General features: G+C 43.7%; 16 protein-coding genes. 15 read left to right on the plus strand and 1 reads right to left on the minus strand.

The window, feature by feature from the left end:
* Window position 1: 1 nt before the first annotated feature.
* The 15 genes from rpe (at window position 2) to glnA (ending at window position 18,847) form a co-directional block, all read left to right on the plus strand.
* Entirely contained in the window at window positions 2–661 is a 660-nt protein-coding gene (rpe, locus tag I2F76_RS04250) for a ribulose-phosphate 3-epimerase (protein ID WP_023919231.1), read from the plus strand.
* Complete coding sequence (locus I2F76_RS04255) at window positions 654–1,286, plus strand: thiamine diphosphokinase (protein WP_195423547.1); 633 nt, start codon at window positions 654–656, stop codon at window positions 1,284–1,286. Before rpe ends, I2F76_RS04255 begins: the two co-directional genes overlap by 8 nt.
* A 1-nt stretch (window position 1,287) precedes the next feature.
* Window positions 1,288–2,538, plus strand: a complete 1,251-nt coding sequence (locus I2F76_RS04260; protein WP_195423546.1) for a DNA recombination protein RmuC — start codon at window positions 1,288–1,290, stop codon at window positions 2,536–2,538.
* On the plus strand, window positions 2,525–3,469 hold the full coding sequence (locus tag I2F76_RS04265; protein WP_049514801.1) for a 3'-5' exoribonuclease YhaM family protein: 945 nt from the start codon (window positions 2,525–2,527) through the stop codon (window positions 3,467–3,469). The genes I2F76_RS04260 and I2F76_RS04265 overlap by 14 nt, the downstream gene beginning before the upstream one ends.
* A gap of 135 nt (window positions 3,470–3,604) precedes the next feature.
* Entirely contained in the window at window positions 3,605–4,420 is an 816-nt protein-coding gene (gene purR / locus I2F76_RS04270; RefSeq protein WP_037599408.1) for a pur operon repressor, read from the plus strand.
* 23 nt (window positions 4,421–4,443) lie between these two features.
* Window positions 4,444–5,016: a hypothetical protein gene (locus tag I2F76_RS04275; protein WP_024054651.1), complete on the plus strand. Its 573-nt coding sequence runs from the start codon at window positions 4,444–4,446 to the stop codon at window positions 5,014–5,016.
* Between the two features lie 205 nt (window positions 5,017–5,221).
* Window positions 5,222–5,635 (plus strand): 30S ribosomal protein S12, encoded by a 414-nt coding sequence (gene rpsL / locus I2F76_RS04280; RefSeq protein WP_003003125.1) that lies wholly within the window; start codon window positions 5,222–5,224, stop codon window positions 5,633–5,635.
* Window positions 5,636–5,654: 19 nt separating this feature from the next.
* The gene (rpsG, locus tag I2F76_RS04285) at window positions 5,655–6,125 is read left to right on the plus strand and encodes a 30S ribosomal protein S7 (RefSeq protein WP_003003105.1); all 471 of its coding nucleotides are present in this window, start codon (window positions 5,655–5,657) and stop codon (window positions 6,123–6,125) included.
* Between the two features lie 306 nt (window positions 6,126–6,431).
* Window positions 6,432–8,513, plus strand: a complete 2,082-nt coding sequence (fusA, locus tag I2F76_RS04290) for an elongation factor G (protein WP_003003071.1) — start codon at window positions 6,432–6,434, stop codon at window positions 8,511–8,513.
* A 280-nt stretch (window positions 8,514–8,793) separates the two neighbouring features.
* The gene (gene gap / locus I2F76_RS04295) at window positions 8,794–9,804 is read left to right on the plus strand and encodes a type I glyceraldehyde-3-phosphate dehydrogenase (RefSeq protein WP_023919220.1); all 1,011 of its coding nucleotides are present in this window, start codon (window positions 8,794–8,796) and stop codon (window positions 9,802–9,804) included.
* 234 nt (window positions 9,805–10,038) lie between these two features.
* The gene (locus I2F76_RS04300) at window positions 10,039–14,829 is read left to right on the plus strand and encodes an endo-beta-N-acetylglucosaminidase (protein WP_195487294.1); all 4,791 of its coding nucleotides are present in this window, start codon (window positions 10,039–10,041) and stop codon (window positions 14,827–14,829) included.
* Window positions 14,830–15,032: 203 nt separating this feature from the next.
* On the plus strand, window positions 15,033–16,232 hold the full coding sequence (locus tag I2F76_RS04305; RefSeq protein WP_003008876.1) for a phosphoglycerate kinase: 1,200 nt from the start codon (window positions 15,033–15,035) through the stop codon (window positions 16,230–16,232).
* A 268-nt stretch (window positions 16,233–16,500) separates the two neighbouring features.
* Entirely contained in the window at window positions 16,501–17,034 is a 534-nt protein-coding gene (locus I2F76_RS04310; protein WP_195487295.1) for an FUSC family protein, read from the plus strand.
* A 67-nt stretch (window positions 17,035–17,101) separates the two neighbouring features.
* Window positions 17,102–17,461, plus strand: coding sequence for a MerR family transcriptional regulator (locus I2F76_RS04315; protein ID WP_003008872.1), 360 nt, complete (start codon window positions 17,102–17,104; stop codon window positions 17,459–17,461).
* A 39-nt stretch (window positions 17,462–17,500) separates the two neighbouring features.
* On the plus strand, window positions 17,501–18,847 hold the full coding sequence (glnA, locus tag I2F76_RS04320) for a type I glutamate--ammonia ligase (RefSeq protein WP_195487296.1): 1,347 nt from the start codon (window positions 17,501–17,503) through the stop codon (window positions 18,845–18,847).
* A 252-nt stretch (window positions 18,848–19,099) separates the two neighbouring features.
* Here the strand turns inward: glnA and rnjA are convergent, their stop codons facing one another.
* The gene (gene rnjA, locus I2F76_RS04325; protein WP_003008868.1) at window positions 19,100–20,782 is read right to left on the minus strand and encodes a ribonuclease J1; all 1,683 of its coding nucleotides are present in this window, start codon (window positions 20,780–20,782) and stop codon (window positions 19,100–19,102) included.
* Window positions 20,783–20,785 lie beyond the last annotated feature (3 nt).

The raw sequence follows: 20,785 nt of genomic DNA on the forward strand, positions 1-20,785 counted from the left end.
GATGAAAACAATGAAAATTGCACCCTCAATTTTGAGTGCAGATTATGCCAATTTTGAAAGTGAATTGAAACGCTTAGAAGCAGCTGGAGCTGACTATGCCCATATCGATGTCATGGATGGCCATTTTGTGCCCAATATCAGCTTTGGAGCTGGTGTCGTAGAGAGCATGCGTCCGCATAGCAAGTTGGTCTTTGATTGCCACTTGATGGTCACCAATCCCGAACACCATATCGAAGAATTTGCCCGTGCAGGTGCTGACATCATCAGCATCCATGTGGAAGCTACTCCTCATATCCACGGAGCTCTTCAAAAAATTCGTCAAGCGGGTGTGAAGGCTAGTGTCGTGATCAACCCAGGGACTCCTGTAGACAGTATCAAACATGTCTTGAACTTGGTGGATCAAGTCTTGGTTATGACCGTTAATCCAGGATTCGGTGGCCAAGCCTTCTTGCCTGAAACCATGGACAAGGTGCGCGAATTAGTCGCTCTTCGTGAAGAAAAAGGTTTAGACTTTGATATCGAAGTGGATGGTGGAATTGATGCTCAAAGTATTTCCCAAGCAAAAGAAGCCGGGGCCAATGTCTTTGTAGCGGGCTCTTATGTCTTTAATGGGGAGGTCAATGAGCGCGTTCAAACGCTCCGAGATGCTGTAAATGGGTAACATCGCAATACTGGCAGGAGGTGACAGCACGCTCTTGCCAAAAGATCATGACGTTTATGTAGGCGTTGATGGTGGCTGTTTGAAGTTACTGGAACAAGGTCTGCCTTTAGATATAGCTGTGGGGGATTTCGATTCTGTCTCTGAGACCGATTTGCGCCAGATCCAAACCCAAGCCAAGCAGGTTATTCAATCCATCCCTGAAAAGAACGATACGGATTTGGAATTGGCCTTAAAAGCGGCCTTTGAGGCCTATCCAGAGGCTGGTGTCACCGTTTATGGTGCCTTTGGCGGTCGTTTGGATCACTTCTTGTCCAATATCTTTTTGCCGACCGATCCAGACCTAGCTCCCTACATGGAGCAAATCCAATTAGTCGACGGTCAAAATCGCTTGATCTACAGATCAGCCGGCTGCCATGAGATTCAGCCAGATCCAGCCATGTCCTATGTTGGTTTTATGCCTGTCGGACAAGGTCGCTTAGAGATCACAGGAGCCAAGTATCCGCTCCATCAGGAGAATTATTTTTTGAAGGCCATGTATGGCTCCAATGAATTTTTGGATCAACTGATTCAAGTGAGTCTTGATCGTGGCTATCTTGTCATTGTTTATAGTAAAGACAGAGGTTAATATGAATATCATTCTGCTTCTGATTGGCCTGCTCAATCTGGGCCTCCTCATCTATCTCTTGCAACGGTCAGATGACACCAGACCGGCTTTACGAGAGATGCTGGAAGACCACGAGGATCATTTGACAGACCAGTTGGACTATCGTTTTGAAAAAGAAAGGCAAGCAAGCCAGATTGCCAATCAGCAGTTAGAGATCGCCCTGACAGATCGCTTAACCGAGATGCGAGTGGAGATCCACCAGCAGACGACGGCTCTGCGCGCTGAGATGAATGAGCACTTTACTAAAAATCGGGACAAAACAGATGAGCGCATGCGCCAGATCCAAGAGTCCAATGAAGTGCGGCTAGAACAGATGCGCCAAACGGTAGAAGAAAAATTGGAGAAAACCTTGCAGCACCGCTTGCAGACCTCCTTTGAGACGGTTTCAAAACAATTGGAGTCGGTCAACAAAGGGCTGGGAGAAATGCAGACAGTGGCGCGGGATGTCGGAACTCTTAATAAAGTTCTCTCCAATACCAAGACGCGTGGGATTATGGGCGAATTGCAGCTGGGCCAAATTATTGAAGATATCTTGACCCCAGCCCAGTATGAGCGGGAGTTTGTCACCGTTCCTCAATCCAGTGAGCGCGTGGAATATGCCATTAAGCTTCCTGGACAAGGAGAAGAACCAGTCTATCTTCCGATTGACTCTAAATTCCCACTGGAAGATTACTATCGTCTGGAAGAAGCTTATGAATCGGGAGAGAAAGAGGAGATCGAGCGTTACCGCAAGGCCCTTCTTGCTAGTATCAAGCGTTTTGCTAAGGATATCCAACAAAAATACCTCTTTCCACCAGCGACAACGAATTTCGGAATTCTCTTTTTGCCAACTGAAGGCCTCTATTCCGAAGTGGTTCGCAATCCAGAATTCTTCGATCGCTTGCGTCGGGACGAACAAATTTTAGTGGCTGGTCCAAGCACACTATCAGCCCTCTTGAACTCCTTGTCTGTTGGCTTTAAAACGCTCAACATCCAAAAGAGTGCAGATGACATTAGCAAGGTGTTGGGATCGGTCAAATCAGAATTCCATAAGTTTGGAGGGATTCTGGCCAAGACCCAGCGCCATTTAAAGAATGCTTCCAATAATATTGATGATTTGCTCACCAGACGGACCAGTGCCATCGAGCGGACACTCCGCCAAATCGAAAGCGATGAGGACCTGCTGGAACTAGATGTATATATAGAAGATGGAGAAGATGATGGTCAAAATTAACCAAATGAAAAAAGATGAATTGTTCGAAGGATTCTATTTGATCAAGTCAGCAGAAGTGCGTCAAACGCGGGCCGGGAAAAACTACCTCGCCTTTGTCTTCCAGGATGAGACCGGTACAATCGAAGGTAAACTATGGGATGCCCAACCTCACAATGTAGAGAGTTTTATGGCTGGACGCGTGGTCCATATGTCTGGACGTCGAGAAGTTTACAATAATACTCCGCAAGTCAACCAATTAAACATGCGCTTGCCCCAAGCAGGAGAGCCCAACAATCCAGCAGACTTTAAGGAAAAACCACCAGTAGATCCCAAGGAATTGCATGAATACCTGTCAAACATGATTTTCAAAATTGAAAATCCAGTCTGGCAACGGATTGTCCGGGCCCTCTATGGGAAATATGAGAAAGAGTTTTATAGCTATCCAGCTGCTAAGACCAACCACCATGCCTTTGAAGCAGGCCTTGCTTATCATACGGCGACCATGGTCCGCTTGGCAGATAGTATCGGTGATATCTATCCTCAGTTGAATAAGAGCTTGCTCTTTGCAGGGATTATGTTACACGATTTGGCCAAAGTGATCGAGTTGACGGGGCCTGAAAATACAGAATACACTGTTCGAGGCAACCTCATCGGCCACATTGCACTCATCGATGAAGAAATCACCAAGGTCTTGCAAGACTTGAAGATTGATGACCAAAAAGAAGATGTCATCGTTCTTCGCCATGTGATCTTGAGTCACCATGGCTTGCTCGAATACGGTAGTCCTGTTCGTCCAAAGATCATGGAAGCAGAGATTATTCATATGATCGATAATTTGGATGCAGAAATGATGATGATGACAACGGCACTTGGCTTAATTGGTCCTGGCGAAATGACCAATAAAATCTTTGCTATGGAAAATCGTTCCTTCTATAAACCGAATCTCGACTAGTAAAAACAGAGATAAATACGGGAATGATTCTGCCAAAAATAAAATAATCAGGAAAAAACGGCCTTCTGTAAATCAGAATGTTCGTTTTTTTCGCTTCTTATGGTATAATGATAGAAAAAACTACATGGTGAGAAAATGAAATTAAGAAGAAGTGAACGGATGGTCGTGATTTCTAATTACTTGATCAACCATCCCTATGAATTGACGAGCCTCAATACGTTTGCGGAAAAGTATGAGTCTGCCAAGTCTTCCATCTCAGAAGATATCGTGATCATTAAGCGTGCGTTTGAAGAGATGGAAATCGGAAATATTGAGACCATTACAGGAGCTGGTGGAGGTGTTATCTTTACACCGTCTATCTCAGATCAAGAATCCAAAGAAATCGTCGAGGATCTTTGCAAGCAGCTGTCTGAAAGTGATCGTATCCTTCCTGGTGGCTACATTTACCTGTCTGATCTGTTGAGCAATCCAAAGATTTTGAATCGCATCGGCCGCATCATTGCCAAAGCTTTCCGGGATAAGAAGATTGATGCTGTCATGACCGTAGCGACCAAGGGAGTTCCTCTAGCCAATGCAGTAGCCAATGTCTTGAATGTTCCTTTTGTTATTGTCCGTCGTGATTTGAAAATCACAGAAGGGTCAACCGTTAGTGTCAACTATGTTTCAGGCTCAAGTGGGGATCGCATTGAGAAAATGTTCCTTTCAAAACGGAGCCTAAAAGCAGGAAGCCGGGTCTTGATTGTCGATGACTTCCTTAAAGGTGGCGGAACGATTAACGGGATGGTCAGCCTCTTGTCTGAATTTGATTCTGAATTAGCAGGGGTAGCTGTCTTTGCGGATAATGCTGCAACCGACCGTGAATTCTTTGAACACAAATCCTTATTGCGCGTGACCAACATCGATGTAAAAGAAAATAAATTGAGTGTCGAAGTTGGGAATATCTTTGATTAAGAGCAACAAAGGAGGATCAAAAAGTGAAAAGAATTTTAGATCGATTTGATAATAGTCCTTTGTGGATTCGCTTGGTGACAGTTCTGTCTCTATCCTTTATTTTGGTAGCTGGTTTGTATACCGTTAAAAAGAATACAGCTGCCCAGGTAACGACAGAAATTCAACCTGCTAAAAAAACAGGTTCCCTTCCAGTGAAAAAGGAAACAAAGGAAGAAAAAGAAAAGAAGGAAGAAAAGAAAAATACAGAAGCTGCTGAAAAAGCAGTCGTTCAAATGGAAACAACTCCAAGTCAAGATTCTGTGAACGCTGCCCAAGCTGCTGTGAAGAAAGTCAAAGATGCGACTCAAAAGCAATCGCTTGAGGCCCGTATCCAATACATCGCTAACTATTATGGACTGACCTATGAGAGCGACACAGCGGCAACACAGCAGACTCAAACAGACGCTAATGCCAACACGAACGCGAACGCAAATACTAATGCCAATGCCAATGCTGGAGTAGCTGGAGCCAATGCGACAGTTCAACCACAACAGCAACAACAGTATGCTCCGGCTGCAGATGCAGGGGCAGAAGAACCTGCTGAAGCTGGTCAATAATGAACTTTTTCGACTTCTTTAAAAAATAAAAAAACATCTTGCAATCAAAGTGCCGTCATGTTATAATAATAGACGGTACTTTTTACTTTTGGTCTCTCAAGAGTGTACAGGGACGTGCTGACAAATGTTGCAAAAGTACACACAGATGGTAGCTGTCACCAAGTGTACCATCACCAAAAATAAAAAATTTCACAGGAGAATGTAGATGCCTACAATTAACCAATTGGTTCGCAAACCGCGTAAATCAAAAGTAGAAAAATCTAAATCACCAGCTTTGAACGTTGGTTACAACAGTCATAAAAAAGTTCAAACAAACGTTTCTTCACCACAAAAACGTGGTGTTGCAACTCGTGTTGGAACAATGACACCTAAAAAACCTAACTCTGCCCTTCGTAAATTTGCCCGTGTACGTTTGAGCAACTTGATCGAAGTGACTGCTTATATCCCAGGTATCGGACACAACTTGCAAGAACACAGCGTGGTTCTTCTTCGTGGTGGACGTGTAAAAGACCTTCCAGGGGTACGTTACCATATCGTCCGTGGAGCACTTGATACTGCAGGTGTAAACGATCGTAAACAAGGCCGTTCTAAATACGGTACTAAAAAACCAAAAGCATAAGGAAAGGGGATAAAGAAAAATGAGTCGTAAAAACCGTGCGCCTAAACGCGATGTATTGCCAGATCCGCTTTACAATTCACAATTAGTTACTCGTCTTATCAACCGCGTTATGCTTGATGGTAAACGTGGTACAGCTGCTTCAATCGTTTACGGAGCTTTCGAACAAATTAAAGAAGCTACTGGAAACGATGCTCTTGAAGTATTCGAAACAGCTATGGAAAACATCATGCCTGTACTTGAAGTACGTGCTCGCCGTGTCGGTGGTTCTAACTACCAAGTCCCAGTTGAAGTTCGTCCAGAACGTCGTACAACACTTGGACTTCGTTGGTTGGTAACAATCGCTCGTCAACGTGGTGAACACACAATGGTTGATCGTCTTGCAAAAGAAATCTTGGATGCAGCGAACAACACTGGTGCAGCTGTTAAGAAACGTGAAGATACTCACCGTATGGCTGAAGCTAACCGTGCATTCGCACACTTCCGCTGGTAATAAAATGATACTAAGAGCGGCAAAGGCCCAAGGCAAAAATAGGAAACTGATGCAGTGTTCGATGAACACAAAGCAGTTTATCTTTTTTGCACCGGGCCTCGCTCGGGTTCAAATCAGTTAACTTGAGCTTTTAGCCCGAGTTCAATTAAGCTTCGTCAGCTCTTGGACCCAATTCAACTCTTCTTACAAGTTGGAACCAAAACTTAGCATGAAAACACTGAGAACGGGTAGGTCCTGCCTATCCGTTTTTATTAAATCATGTTATAATAGAATATAGAAATAAAAAATATAGGAGAAACAAACCTCATGGCACGCGAATTTTCACTTGAAAAAACTCGTAATATCGGTATCATGGCTCACGTCGATGCTGGTAAAACAACTACAACTGAGCGTATCCTTTACTACACTGGTAAGATTCACAAAATCGGTGAAACTCACGAAGGTGCGTCACAAATGGACTGGATGGAGCAAGAGCAAGAACGTGGTATCACCATCACATCTGCCGCTACAACAGCTCAATGGAAAGACACTCGTGTAAACATCATCGACACACCAGGACACGTGGACTTCACTATCGAAGTTCAACGTTCACTCCGCGTTTTGGACGGTGCTGTAACCGTTCTTGACTCACAATCAGGTGTTGAGCCTCAAACTGAAACAGTTTGGCGTCAAGCAACTGAATACGGAGTTCCACGTATCGTATTCGCTAACAAGATGGATAAAATCGGTGCTGACTTCCTTTACTCAGTAAGCACACTTCATGACCGTCTTCAAGCAAACGCTCACCCAATTCAATTGCCAATCGGTGCTGAAGATGACTTCCGCGGAATCATTGACTTGATCAAGATGAAAGCTGAAATCTATACTAACGACCTTGGTACAGATATCCTTGAAGAAGATATTCCAGCTGAATACCTTGAACAAGCTCAAGAATACCGTGAAAAATTGGTTGAAGCAGTTGCTGAAACTGATGAAGACTTGATGATGAAATACCTTGAAGGGGAAGAAATCACAAACGAAGAATTGAAAGCTGGTATCCGTAAAGCTACAATCAACGTTGAATTCTACCCAGTACTTTGTGGTTCTGCCTTCAAGAACAAAGGGGTTCAATTGATGTTGGATGCAGTCCTTGACTACCTTCCAAGCCCACTTGATATCCCTGCAATCAAGGGTGTAAACCCAGATACAGACGAAGAAGAAGAACGTCCAGCATCTGATGAAGAGCCATTTGCAGCTCTTGCCTTCAAGATCATGACTGACCCATTCGTAGGTCGTTTGACATTCTTCCGTGTTTACTCAGGTGTCTTGAACTCAGGTTCATACGTATTGAACACTTCTAAAGGTAAACGTGAACGTATCGGACGTATCCTTCAAATGCACGCCAACACTCGTAAAGAAATCGAAACAGTTTACTCTGGAGATATCGCTGCTGCCGTTGGTTTGAAAGATACTACAACTGGTGACTCATTGACAGATGAAAAAGCAAAAATCATCCTTGAATCAATCGAAGTTCCAGAACCAGTTATCCAATTGATGGTTGAGCCTAAATCTAAAGCAGACCAAGACAAGATGGGTATCGCCCTTCAAAAATTGGCTGAAGAAGATCCAACATTCCGCGTTGAAACAAACCCTGAAACTGGTGAAACAGTTATCTCTGGTATGGGTGAGTTGCACTTGGATGTCCTTGTTGACCGTATGAAACGTGAATTCAAGGTAGAAGCTAACGTTGGTGCTCCTCAAGTATCTTACCGTGAAACATTCCGCGCTTCTACACAAGCACGTGGATTCTTCAAACGTCAATCTGGTGGTAAAGGTCAGTTTGGTGATGTTTGGATCGAATTTACTCCAAACGAAGAAGGTAAAGGATTCGAGTTCGAAAATGCTATCGTCGGTGGTGTGGTTCCACGTGAATTCATCCCTGCAGTAGAAAAAGGACTTCAAGAATCTATGGCAAACGGTGTTCTTGCTGGTTACCCAATGGTTGACGTGAAAGCTAAGCTTTACGATGGTTCATACCACGATGTCGACTCATCTGAAACTGCCTTCAAGATCGCTGCATCTCTTGCGCTTAAAGAAGCTGCTAAGACTGCACAACCAGCTATCCTTGAACCAATGATGCTTGTAACCATCACAGTTCCTGAAGAAAACCTTGGGGATGTTATGGGTCACGTAACTGCTCGTCGTGGACGTGTAGATGGTATGGAAGCACACGGTGCAAGCCAAATCGTTCGTGCTTATGTGCCACTTGCTGAAATGTTCGGTTACGCTACTGTCCTTCGTTCTGCAACTCAAGGACGTGGTACCTTCATGATGGTATTTGACCACTACGAAGATGTACCAAAATCAGTACAAGAAGAAATCATTAAAAAAGCTAAAGGTGAAGCTTAATTTACCAAAGCTAAAAAAACTCTTCCCAAAGTGGGAAGAGTTTTTCTTTGTTCCAAAAGTGAGTACAAGTAAAATAGCGCTTTTCCTATCGATCAAGACTTTGTGAAAAACTTTAATAAAAGAGGTGGTGATCTATGATAAATCTTGCTTTTCGTTGGGAAATAGTTGCTTTTTAATGCAATAAAGTATATAATAGAGACTGTTAAAAGATGTTTGGCGCTGTGTCAAGTTACTCTTTTCACAAAAAATTTTTTTGATTTTCATAAGGAGGAAATCACGAATGGTAGTTAAAGTTGGTATTAACGGTTTCGGTCGTATCGGACGTCTTGCTTTCCGTCGTATCCAAAACGTAGAAGGTGTTGAAGTTACACGCATCAACGACCTTACAGATCCAGTTATGCTTGCACACTTGTTGAAATACGATACAACTCAAGGTCGTTTCGACGGTACTGTGGAAGTTAAAGAAGGTGGATTCGAAGTTAACGGTAAATTCATTAAAGTTTCCGCTGAACGTGATCCAGAACAAATCGACTGGGCTAACGACGGTGTAGAAATCGTTCTTGAAGCAACTGGTTTCTTTGCTACTAAAGCAGCTGCTGAAAAACACTTGCATGCTGGTGGTGCTAAGAAAGTTGTTATCACTGCTCCTGGTGGATCAGATGTTAAAACAGTCGTATTTAACACTAACCACGATATTCTTGATGGTACTGAAACAGTTATCTCAGGTGCTTCATGTACTACAAACTGCTTGGCTCCAATGGCTAAAGCTCTTCAAGATAACTTCGGTGTTGTTGAAGGATTGATGACTACTATCCACGCTTACACTGGTGACCAAATGATCCTTGACGGTCCACACCGTAAAGGTGACCTTCGTCGTGCACGCGCTGGTGCTGCTAACATCGTTCCTAACTCAACTGGTGCTGCTAAAGCAATCGGTTTGGTTATCCCTGAATTGAACGGTAAATTGGACGGAGCTGCACAACGTGTTCCTGTTCCAACTGGATCAGTTACTGAATTGGTAGTTGTTCTTGACAAGAACGTTACTGTTGATGAAGTGAACGCAGCTATGAAAGCAGCTTCAAACGAATCATACGGTTACACTGAAGATCCAATCGTTTCTTCAGACGTTGTAGGTATGTCTTACGGATCATTGTTTGACGCAACTCAAACTAAAGTTATTGACGTTGACGGTAAACAATTGGTTAAAGTTGTTTCATGGTATGACAACGAAATGTCTTACACTGCACAACTTGTTCGTACTCTTGAATACTTCGCAAAAATTGCTAAATAATTCATGCGTATGATGAGAGGAGGGAAACCTCCTCTTTTTTTGTACTTTTTTTAGGGCTTTCTCATCATATTATAGGAATTGGCAAAATAGATTGACAGTGCTAAATAGATTAGGGTATCCTATTCTTGATTGGAGATTTCTAATACAAGAAAATGAAAGCGATTACAGTTCGTAGAGAAAGGAGCCAATGGAAATCGCTCAAGAAAAAGAAAAAAACCATACAAGGAGGTCAAGATGAAAGGTCATCTATTTGAAAAGAAAGAACGATTTAGTATACGAAAATTCAGTGTGGGAGTTTGCTCCGCATTGATTGGGTTAGCATTTTTAGGAACAGGAGCTGTCTCTGCAGATGAGACAGTTTCTACTAGTGAACAACCCTTAGAAACATCTTCAGTAGCGACAGAAGATGTCAATCATCTAGTGAGAGAAGCTGGCGTCTATACTGCAGATGCGGCCTTGCCTGCTGCAGAAACGGAAAAACCAGTCGCAGAAGCGGTCGCTCCGGAGGCTAGTCCTACAAGTACAGAAGCTAGCTCGACAACTACAGATACTCCAGCTGTTTCAGAGACTGAAAAACCGAAAGCTACTGCTGAAAAAGTGGCCGATTTACCAACCAATGAAGAAAAACAATTAAGGCCCAAAGAAGTTATGTTCGATACCTGGGATGATCTCTTGAAGTGGGAACCAGGAAAACGAGTGGATGACGATATGAACAGAGCAAGCGTCCCACTTGCGAGTCGTTTCCAAGGAAAACAAATTAATGAACAAGCCAACCCTGAAGCGAAGATCCAAGCACTGTCAAATATGAACTCCAAAGCAAAGGATCATGCGTCTGTCGGCGGGGAAGAGTTTAAAGCCTATGCTTTTGATTACTGGCAATATTTGGATTCCATGGTCTTTTGGGAAGGGCTGGTTCCATCAGCAGATGTGATCGATGCTGCCCACCGAAATGGGGTTCCTATTTATGGAACAATCTTTTATAACTGGTCTAGCAGCATCAAGGATCAAGAACATTTTGCAGAAACCTTAAAAGAAGATAGTGAAGGCTCTAAAACTTTCCCGATCGCCCGTAAATTAGTCGAACTTGCCAAGTACTATGGCTTTGATGGTTACTTTATCAACCAAGAAACGACTGGAAATCTTGTAGAACCATTGGGTCCAAAATTGAGAGATTTTCTTCTTTATACCAAAGAATATGCGAAGAGTCTCAACTATCCGATTAAGTATTCCTGGTACGATGCTATGACCTATGAATATGGCCGTTACCATGAAAATGCGCTGGGGGAATACAACTACAATTTCATGCAGCCAGAAAATGGGGAAAACCCAGTTGATACCTTCTTTGCCAACTTTAACTGGGGTAAATCAGAAGTGGATTATTCCATCAGTACAGCCAAATGGATTCATCGGAATCCTTATGATGTTCTAGCTGGACTCGAGCTCCAAAAAGGAGGCTCTTATAAGACTAATGTAGACTGGAATGCCATTTTAGATGAACATGGAAAGTTGCGTCTATCTCTTGGTCTTTATGCACCAGATACCATTACAGGTCTAGGAAAGACTGGTGAAGGTTACCATACCCATGAAGATCTATTCTGGACAGGTTTCCAAGGAGATCCGACTAAAGGAAAACCAGCAGACCAATCTTGGTATGGAATGTCTAATTTGGTTGTGGACAAAACCCCAATCACTAGTGAAAATTTCAATACTTCCTTCAATACTGGTCACGGAAAACACTGGTTTGTCGATGGCAAGATTTCTAAAGAAGGGGAGTGGAACTACCGTTCTGTTTCAGGCTACCTTCCAACCTGGCGTTGGTGGGTAGAGCATAGTGAAGATAGTACACCATTAAAAGGTCGCTATGATTTTGATCAAGCCTACAATGGAGGAAATTCTCTAGCCTTTGAAGGAGATTTAAAAGCCAATAGCAGTCAAAATGTCATGCTCTATTCGACCAAGATCCCTGTGACAGAAACGACAAAATTAAGCGTCAGTCATAAAGGTGGGGTCGGAGCAGCTGCCTGGATAGCTGTTGCCACAAAAGAAGACTACTCTGAATACGAATGGAAAGAATTGACACCGAGTGCGGATTGGTCTACTCAAACCTTTGATTTGGGAAGTTTGGCTGGCAAAACCATTTATGCTGTGAAGATGTTCTTTGACCATGATACGGATGTCAAAGACTACAAATTTAATCTTGGCCAATTGTCGATTACGTCGAACCAAGAGAAACCAGCTACTCCAGCAGAAGTAACCGTTCGAGCAAAACGCCTACAAAATGCGCAAGAAGCAGAAGCAGTTCTCAATTTTAAAGGGGTAGCAGATGCGGATTATTATGAAGTCTATGAAAAAGATGGCGACAACTGGCGTCTCTTAACAGGGTCTTCTGCAACAACCGTCTATCTACCAAAAGTTAGCCGTTCAGCAAGTGCTGAAGGAACGACTCAGGACCTCAAGGTTGTGGCAGTTGGGAAGAACGGCCAACGTTCAGATGCAGGAACTGTGGCCTTTGATTGGGGTATGACCGTGTCAGATACCAGTCTTCCAAAAGCCCTAGCACCAAACGTGGTCATCGGAGCCAAAGTGATCGGTTCGAGCTTCCCAGATGCGGATGGTAGTGAAGGCATCGAGGGGATGTTAAATGGGACCATTACCAGTCTTTCAGATAAATGGTCTTCTGCTCAATTGAGTGGAACCGTCGATATCCGCTTGACACAACCTCGGACCATTGTTCGTTGGGTCATGGACCATGCTGGTGCTGGTGGAGAATCTGTCGATGATAGCAAGATGAATACCCGTGACTTCGACCTTTACTACAAGGACGAAGCCGGTGAGTGGAAATTAGCCAAGGAAGTTCGTGGCAATAAAGCCCATGTATCTGACATTACACTTGATCATCCGATCAAGGCTCAAGACTGGCGTCTCCATGTCATTACAGCCGATAACGGCACCCCATGGCAAGCCATCCGGATTTACAACTGGAAGATGTATGAAAGTCTGGATACGGAAACGGTCAACATCCCGATGAAACATGCTGCAGCGCAAAATCTGGGTAATCATTTTGTCCAAGTCGGCTTCAAAGATGTTCCGGCTCATACTACTCTGACTCTTTATGCCGATAAAGAAGCCACTAGTCCAATTGCGACCATGACAGCCGATCAAGCTGGAAATCTCATCTTTAAACCACTCGCTTTTGAATCAACCCCGTCTCTTCTTTACTATCGCGCACAAGTTCCTGGTAAAGATATCAGTAATGTTTTGGCGATCGAAGTTCCAAAGAATGATAAAGAAATTGCAGGACTTCAATTTGAAGATGGATTGACTAAGAAGGTCTACCGGGAAGGTGATGCCCTTTCCTTGAAAGGGGCAACTCTCCGCGTTCATTATAAAGATGGCCAAGCAGATCAACTGGTCAACCTCACCAACTCAGGTATAGAGATTCATGGATTTGACAGTAGCAAGCTGGGAGAACAACATCTAGAAGTCTCTTACCTTGGTCAGAAATTGGATAAGACTCTCACTGTTTTTGTGGTCAGTGCAGAAGAAGCAGGTGAAAAAGCAGTTGCTGGTCTAGAATTGACCGACAAACCAAAAGTGGAATATATTGTCGGAGAAGCATTGGAGAAAGAAGGCGGACGCTTTACAGTCGTCTTTGAAGATGAAACGACCGAAACACATGCCTTGACAGATGAAGGGGTGGAAGTGACTGGTTTTGATACGACTAAGGAAGGTCGCCAAACCATCACTGTCCATTACAAAGGAGCTAGCACAAGCTTTGATGTCCTCGTGAATCCAAAACCAGCTCTCAACGATGAATACCTCAAGCAAAAATTGGCTGAAGCTGAAGCTGCAAAAGCCAAAGTAGACTTTACATTTGCCACTCCAGAAGTCAAAGAAGCCTTGCTAGCTGGAATGGCTGCTTCTGAAAAAGTCTTGAAAGAGCATGATACCAGCACACAAGATCAAGTCAATGAGCAGTTGAACCAATTGACCGCTCTCTTGAAAGCCTTGGATGGTCAAGCTAATCTAGTCAAAGAGAAAGAAGCTCTCTCTGCCCTAACAACAGAAGCGACTGCTCTATTAGCAAGCAAGCCAAATCACCCTTCTGGTGAAGCTTTACAGGCACTCCTGGAGAAAAATAAAGAGCTCCTAGCTTCTTCAGAGCTCACTCCTGAAGCGCTTGAAACGGCTAAGACAGGTCTAGAGACCTTGATTGCGCTCCTGAAAGAAGACAAGCCAGCGGTCTTTGTAGACCCTGCGACTGGAGTCGAAGTTCAATTCTCCAACTTAGAGCCAACCGTTGTCAAAGGACTAAAAGTCGCAAAAGTTGAAGCCAATCAGGTAGAAAAAGAAGAGCTGAAGGGCCGAGAAGGAATCGTATTTGATATTGAAGGCGTGGATGCAAGCGGTCAAGATATCGATACCCACCATCCATCCCTTGTGAAAATCCCTGTGGATAAGGATAAAGAAGTGGAGCAAGTTCTCTTCTTCCCAGAAGGTCAAGCTCCTCAATCCTTGGCCTTTGAGAGAGTTGGAGATGTAGTCATCTTTACAGCTCCTCACTTTACTCACTATGCGATTGTCTATAAGCCAGCACAAACGGAAGGACCAGATCAACCGATCCAACCAGAGGAACCGGCTAAACCTGATCAGCCTGTTCAACCAGCTCAACCAAATCAACCAGTCCAATCAGCTGCCCCAGTGACTCCGGATCCAGCTAATCCATTGAAGCCTACAGAGTCTTCTCAAGTGGATCAGTTGGCCCCAACGACTTCTACTCAAGCGGGTCATCAAGAGGAAAAACACAAGGATATGGTTGATCAAGAGATCCATCAGTTGTTAAGTGCCCACCAAGGGGGGAACGCACAGCCAACAGTTCAGCAAGAAACAAAAGATGCCAGCAAAGAAAGTCAATCGGAACACTTACCAAATACGGCAAGCCTAGAAGCTTCCTTTGCAGCTGAAGCTGTTCTCCTAGCAGCCTTAGGCGGCTTCCTCTTGGCTGGTAAGAAGAAAGAAGAGTAAGTCTTTTACAGGATTCTTTCGTTCACTTAAAAAGTCACTCTCAAAAAAACCTCTCTGGTGAAAACTAGAGAGGTTTGATCTTGTATCTAGAAGTGTCGTTCGGATCCTGCGAATTAGAGGGGAAAAGCATTGGATTTTTCTACCTCTTTTACAGCTTTTGTGATATAATTATCATGTATTAAAAAAAGAAGGAGTCATATCTAATGGCAAAATTGACTGTTAAAGACGTTGACTTGAAAGGGAAAAAAGTTCTCGTTCGTGTTGACTTCAACGTTCCTGTAAAAGATGGCGTGATCACTAACGATAACCGTATCACTGCAGCTCTTCCAACTATCAAGTACATCCTTGAACAAGGTGGACGTGCAATCCTCTTCTCTCACCTTGGACGTGTAAAAGAAGAAGCAGATAAAGAAGGTAAATCACTTGCTCCTGTAGCTGCTGACTTGGCTGCTAAATTAGGTCAAGAAGTGAAATTTATCCCAGGTGTTACACGTGGTGCTGAATTGGAAGCAGCTGTTAACGCTCTTGAAGATGGACAAGTTCTCTTGGTTGAAAACACTCGTTTCGAAGATGTTGACGGCAAGAAAGAATCTAAAAACGATCCTGAACTTGGTAAATACTGGGCATCACTTGGAGATGGTATCTTCGTAAACGATGCATTTGGTACTGCTCACCGTGCACACGCATCTAACGTTGGTATCTCTGCAAACGTTGATAAAGCTGTTGCTGGATTCCTTCTTGAAAACGAAATTGCTTACATCAAAGAAGCAGTTGAAGCTCCAGAACGTCCATTCGTAGCTATCCTTGGTGGATCTAAAGTATCTGACAAGATCGGTGTTATCGAAAACTTGCTTGAAAAAGCTGATAAAGTTCTTATCGGTGGTGGGATGACTTACACATTCTACAAAGCACAAGGTATCGAAATCGGTAACTCACTTGTAGAAGAAGACAAATTGGATGTGGCGAAAGCTCTTCTTGAAAAATCAAACGGCAAATTGATCTTGCCAGTTGACTCAAAAGAAGCGAACGCATTTGCTGACTACACTGAAGTGAAAGACACTGAAGGTGAAGCAGTAGACCCAGGTTTCCTTGGTTTGGATATCGGTCCTAAATCAATCGCTAAATTCGACCAAGAATTGACTGGTGCGAAAACAGTTGTATGGAACGGACCTATGGGTGTATTTGAAAACCCTGACTTCCAAGCTGGTACAATCGGTGTGATGGACGCTATCGTGAAACAACCAGGCGTTAAATCAATCATCGGTGGTGGTGACTCAGCTGCTGCTGCGATCAACCTTGGCCGTGCAGACAAATTCTCATGGATCTCTACTGGTGGTGGTGCTTCTATGGAACTCCTTGAAGGGAAAGAACTTCCAGGATTGGCTGCTCTTACAGACAAATAATCTAAATAGAATGAAAGAGGCTGGGACAAAAGTCCTAGCCTCTCAATTATTTTTGGATTGTCGAGCAAGACGCAGTGGTTGAGTGGGCTTTACTACGTTGATTTCATCAGCTTTTACAGCTCTACTCAACTGTGCGGAGGTGGGACGACGAAATCGAATTCTAACGAATTACCGATTTCTGTCCCACACTCTTTTTTCTTTCTATTGATATTTGTTCTCTCCTTTCTGAAAATATGGTAGAATAATAGAAATAGAAAGATAGGTGACCATGGATTACTTTAAACGACACAAATTTGATTGGTCCAAATTCCGTTTGGGGATGAGAACCTTTAAAACAGGGATTGCCGTTTTTATTGTACTACTTATTTTTGGAATATTTGGCTGGCGAGGCCTTCAGATCGGGACGTTGACAGCTGTTTTTAGTTTGAGGGAAGACTTTGATAAGAGTGTCCACTTCGGGGCTTCGCGTGTCATGGGCAACAGCATCGGAGGTTTTTATGCCGTATTGTTCTTCCTTTTAAAAATGCTCTTTCATGGGGCGTATTGGGTGACTCTAATTTTTGTACCCATTGCGACTATGTTAACCATTATGACAAATGTCGCTATGAATAATAAAGCAGGAATTATCGGAGGAGTTTCGGCAATGCTGATCATTACCCTCTCAATTCCTAACGGAGAAACCTTCTTGTATGTTTTTGCCCGAATATTTGAGACCTTTATTGGTGTTTTCGTTGCGATTTTGGTCAATTCGGATGTGGATCGCATTCGCGATTTTCTCAAGAAACACAAAAAACCTATGTAAGATTATGTAACATTTAATCTTGACATAGATTTTTTTTTCGATATAATAGAATAGAAAGAGGAATGGTATGAAGGAAAAGGAATTACGACGCTCGCTGGCAGTCTTTCCGATTGGCAGTGTTATGAAGCTGACCGACTTGACAGCTCGCCAGATTCGTTATTATGAAGATCAGGGATTGATTTCTCCTGACCGGACAGAAGGCAATCGCCGCATGTATTCGTTGGACGATATGGACCGCTTGCTTGAGATCAAAGATTATATCTCAGATGGCTTCAATATTGCGGATATTAAGAAGAAATATGCGGAAAAAGAGCAAGAGCAAACCAAGGTTGTCAGTCAAGAAGAGATCCGTAAGGCTCTTCATCGTGACATTCTTCAGCAAAGTCGCTTCACATCTTCCCCATCGCCATATGGTCAATTTCGTTGATCATTTCATAAGCTTGTAATCTATTTTAAGGAGACAAAAATGTCAATTACTGCTGCAGATATTCGCCGTGAAGTAAAAGAAAAAAATGTTACTTTTATTCGCTTGATGTTCTCTGATATTTTGGGAACCATGAAGAACGTCGAAATTCCAGCTACCGATGAGCAACTGGACAAGGTTCTTTCAAACAAAGCCATGTTTGATGGTTCTTCTATCGAAGGATTTGTCCGTATCAACGAGTCAGATATGTATCTTTACCCAGATTTGGATACATGGACAGTCTTTCCTTGGGGAGATGAAAATGGTAGCGTAGCTGGCTTGATCTGTGATGTCTATACGACAGAAGGAGAACCATTTGCAGGGGACCCACGTGGCAACTTGAAACGTGCCCTTCGTCATATGGAAGAACTTGGATTCAAATCCTTTAACCTTGGTCCAGAACCAGAATTCTTCCTCTTTAAGTTGGACGAAAATGGAGATCCAACTCTTGAAGTAAACGACAAAGGTGGCTATTTTGACTTGGCTCCAACAGACCTTGCAGATAACACTCATCGTGAAATCGTAAATGTCTTGACCAAGATGGGCTTTGAAGTAGAAGCCAGCCACCACGAAGTAGCCGTTGGTCAGCATGAAATCGACTTCAAATATGATGAAGTGCTCCGCGCTTGTGATAAGATTCAAATCTTTAAACTCGTTGTGAAGACCATCGCTCGTAAACACGGTTTGTATGCAACCTTTATGGCCAAACCAAAATTTGGAATTGCCGGATCAGGTATGCACTGTAATATGTCTCTCTTTGACCAAGATGGCAACAATGCCTTCTTTGATCCAGAAGATCCACGTGGAATGCAATTGTCAGAAACTGCTTATCACTTCTTGGGTGGTTTGATCAAGCATGCCTACAACTTTACAGCCGTGACCAACCCAACCGTCAACTCTTATAAACGTTTGGTTCCTGGATATGAAGCACCTGTTTATATCGCTTGGGCAGGTCGCAACCGTTCCCCATTGGTACGTGTACCAGCCTCACGTGGGATGGGAACTCGTTTGGAATTGCGTTCCGTAGACCCAATGGCCAATCCTTATGTAGCCTTGGCTGTCTTGCTTGAAGTCGGCCTTCACGGGATTGAAAATAAAATCGAAGCACCTGCTCCGATCGAAGAAAATATCTATGTGATGACACCAGAAGAACGTAGAGCAGCTGGAATCACAGATCTCCCTTCTACCCTTCACAATGCCTTGAAAGCCTTGACAGAAGACGAAGTGGTGAAAGCTGCCTTGGGTGAACACATCTACACCAGCTTCCTTGAAGCCAAACGAATCGAATGGGCAAGCTATGCGACCTTCGTATCCCAATGGGAAGTAGACAACTATTTAGATCTTTATTAAGAAACAAGAGTAAAGAGGCTAGGACAAAAGTCCTAGCCTCTCAATTATTTTTGGATTGTCGAGCAAGACGCAGTGATTGAGTGGGCTCTACTACACTGATTTCATCAGCTTTTACAGCCCTACTCAACTGTGCGGAGGTGGGACGACGAAATCGAATTCTAACGAATTACCGATTTCTGTCCCACTCTCTTTTTGATTCTCAAAAAGACACCATAAAACCAGTTGAAACAATGGTCTCAACTGGTTGTTTTGTTAATTTTCGTCATCTGGTGTGAGAATCATAGGAATAATGATAGGTTCACGTTCCGTGCTCTCGTATAAGAATGGGCGAAGGGCATTGACAATCGCACCATTGACAGTTTGGATATTGGCATCTTTGTTCTTCAAGGCGATACGAATAGCATTGAAGAGAATGCGTTGGCTTTCACGAATCAGATCTCCTGATTCACGCATGTAGATGAAACCACGGCTCAAGATGTCTGGTCCAGCCAGGATCATCTTCGATTTGAAGTCAACAGTCGCAACAGCAAGCACAACACCGTCTTCGGAAAGGTCTCTCCGGTCACGAAGAACAGCAGCCCCGATTTCCCCGATGCGGTTTCCATCGACATAGATATCTTGAGCATTGAAGCTTCCTGCGATCCGAGCAGAGTTAGCTGTAAGAGCGAGGACATCACCATTACTCATGATGAAGATATTGTCTTTTTCTACTCCACAATCACGCGCAAGTCCTGCGTGGATCTTCTGCATCCGGTATTCACCATGGACAGGCATGAAGTATTTTGGTTTGATCAAGCGGAGCATGAGTTTTTGTTCTTGTTGCCCCCCGTGTCCAGAAGTATGGATGTTGTTGATCTTCCCGTGAATGACATCGACACCCGCTTCAGAAATCGTATTGATCAATTTATTCACACTGGTTGTATTTCCAGGAATCGGACTAGAAGAGAAGATCACGGTATCTCCTGGTTGGAGTTGCACTTGGCGGTGCGTTCCGTTGGCAATCCGAGAGAGGGCTGCCATTGGCTCTCCTTGGCTTCCTGTACACATGATCAGGATTTCATTGGCCGCATAGTCTTTGATCTCATTTGGCTCGATAATGGTTCCAGCAGGGACCTTGATATAGCCAAGCTCGATTCCATTGACGATGGCTTTTTCCATCGAGCGTCCAAAGACAACGATCTTACGACCTGTCTTGACAGCTGCCTCGGCAGCTTGTTGGAGACGGAAGATATTCGAAGCAAAGGAAGCAAAGATGATGCGCCCGTGGATGCCTTCGATGATCTTCATGATGGATTGGCCAACCACTTTTTCAGAGTTGGTAAAGGTTGGGACTTCTGCGTTGGTTGAGTCTGAGAGTAGGCAGAGAACGCCTTCTTCTCCAAGGGCTGCCATGCGATGGAGGTCAGCTGGTTCACCAACAGGTGTAAAGTCAAACTTGAAGTCTCCGGTACAGACAATCTTTCCTTGAGGGGTGTGAATCACAATTCCCAAAGGTTCTGGAATCGAGTGAGTCGTACGGAAGAAGGTTGCTTTAAGATTTTTAAATTGAAGCTCAGTGTTTTGGTTGATTTCGTAGAGTTTGGCATCACGAAGAAGGCCGTGCTCTTCTAATTTTCCACGGATCAAGGCAAGTGCCAAAGGTCCAGCGTAGATAGGGACATTGGCTTGCTTCAAAAGGAAAGGAATCCCACCGATGTGGTCTTCGTGCCCGTGGGTAATGAGGACCGCCTTGACGCGATCGATATTGTCAACGATATAAGAGTAATCTGGGATTACATAGTCGATCCCAAGGAGGTCATCTTCTGGAAATTTGATCCCAGCATCGACAATGATGATTTCATCTTGGTATTCGATCCCGTAGGTATTTTTTCCGATTTCTCCAAGTCCACCAATGGCAAATACACCAACTTCTTCAGGTTTTAAGGTATAAGCCATGGA

It is taken from the genome of Streptococcus parasanguinis (assembly GCF_015557775.1).
GTDB lineage: Bacteria > Bacillota > Bacilli > Lactobacillales > Streptococcaceae > Streptococcus > Streptococcus parasanguinis_AA.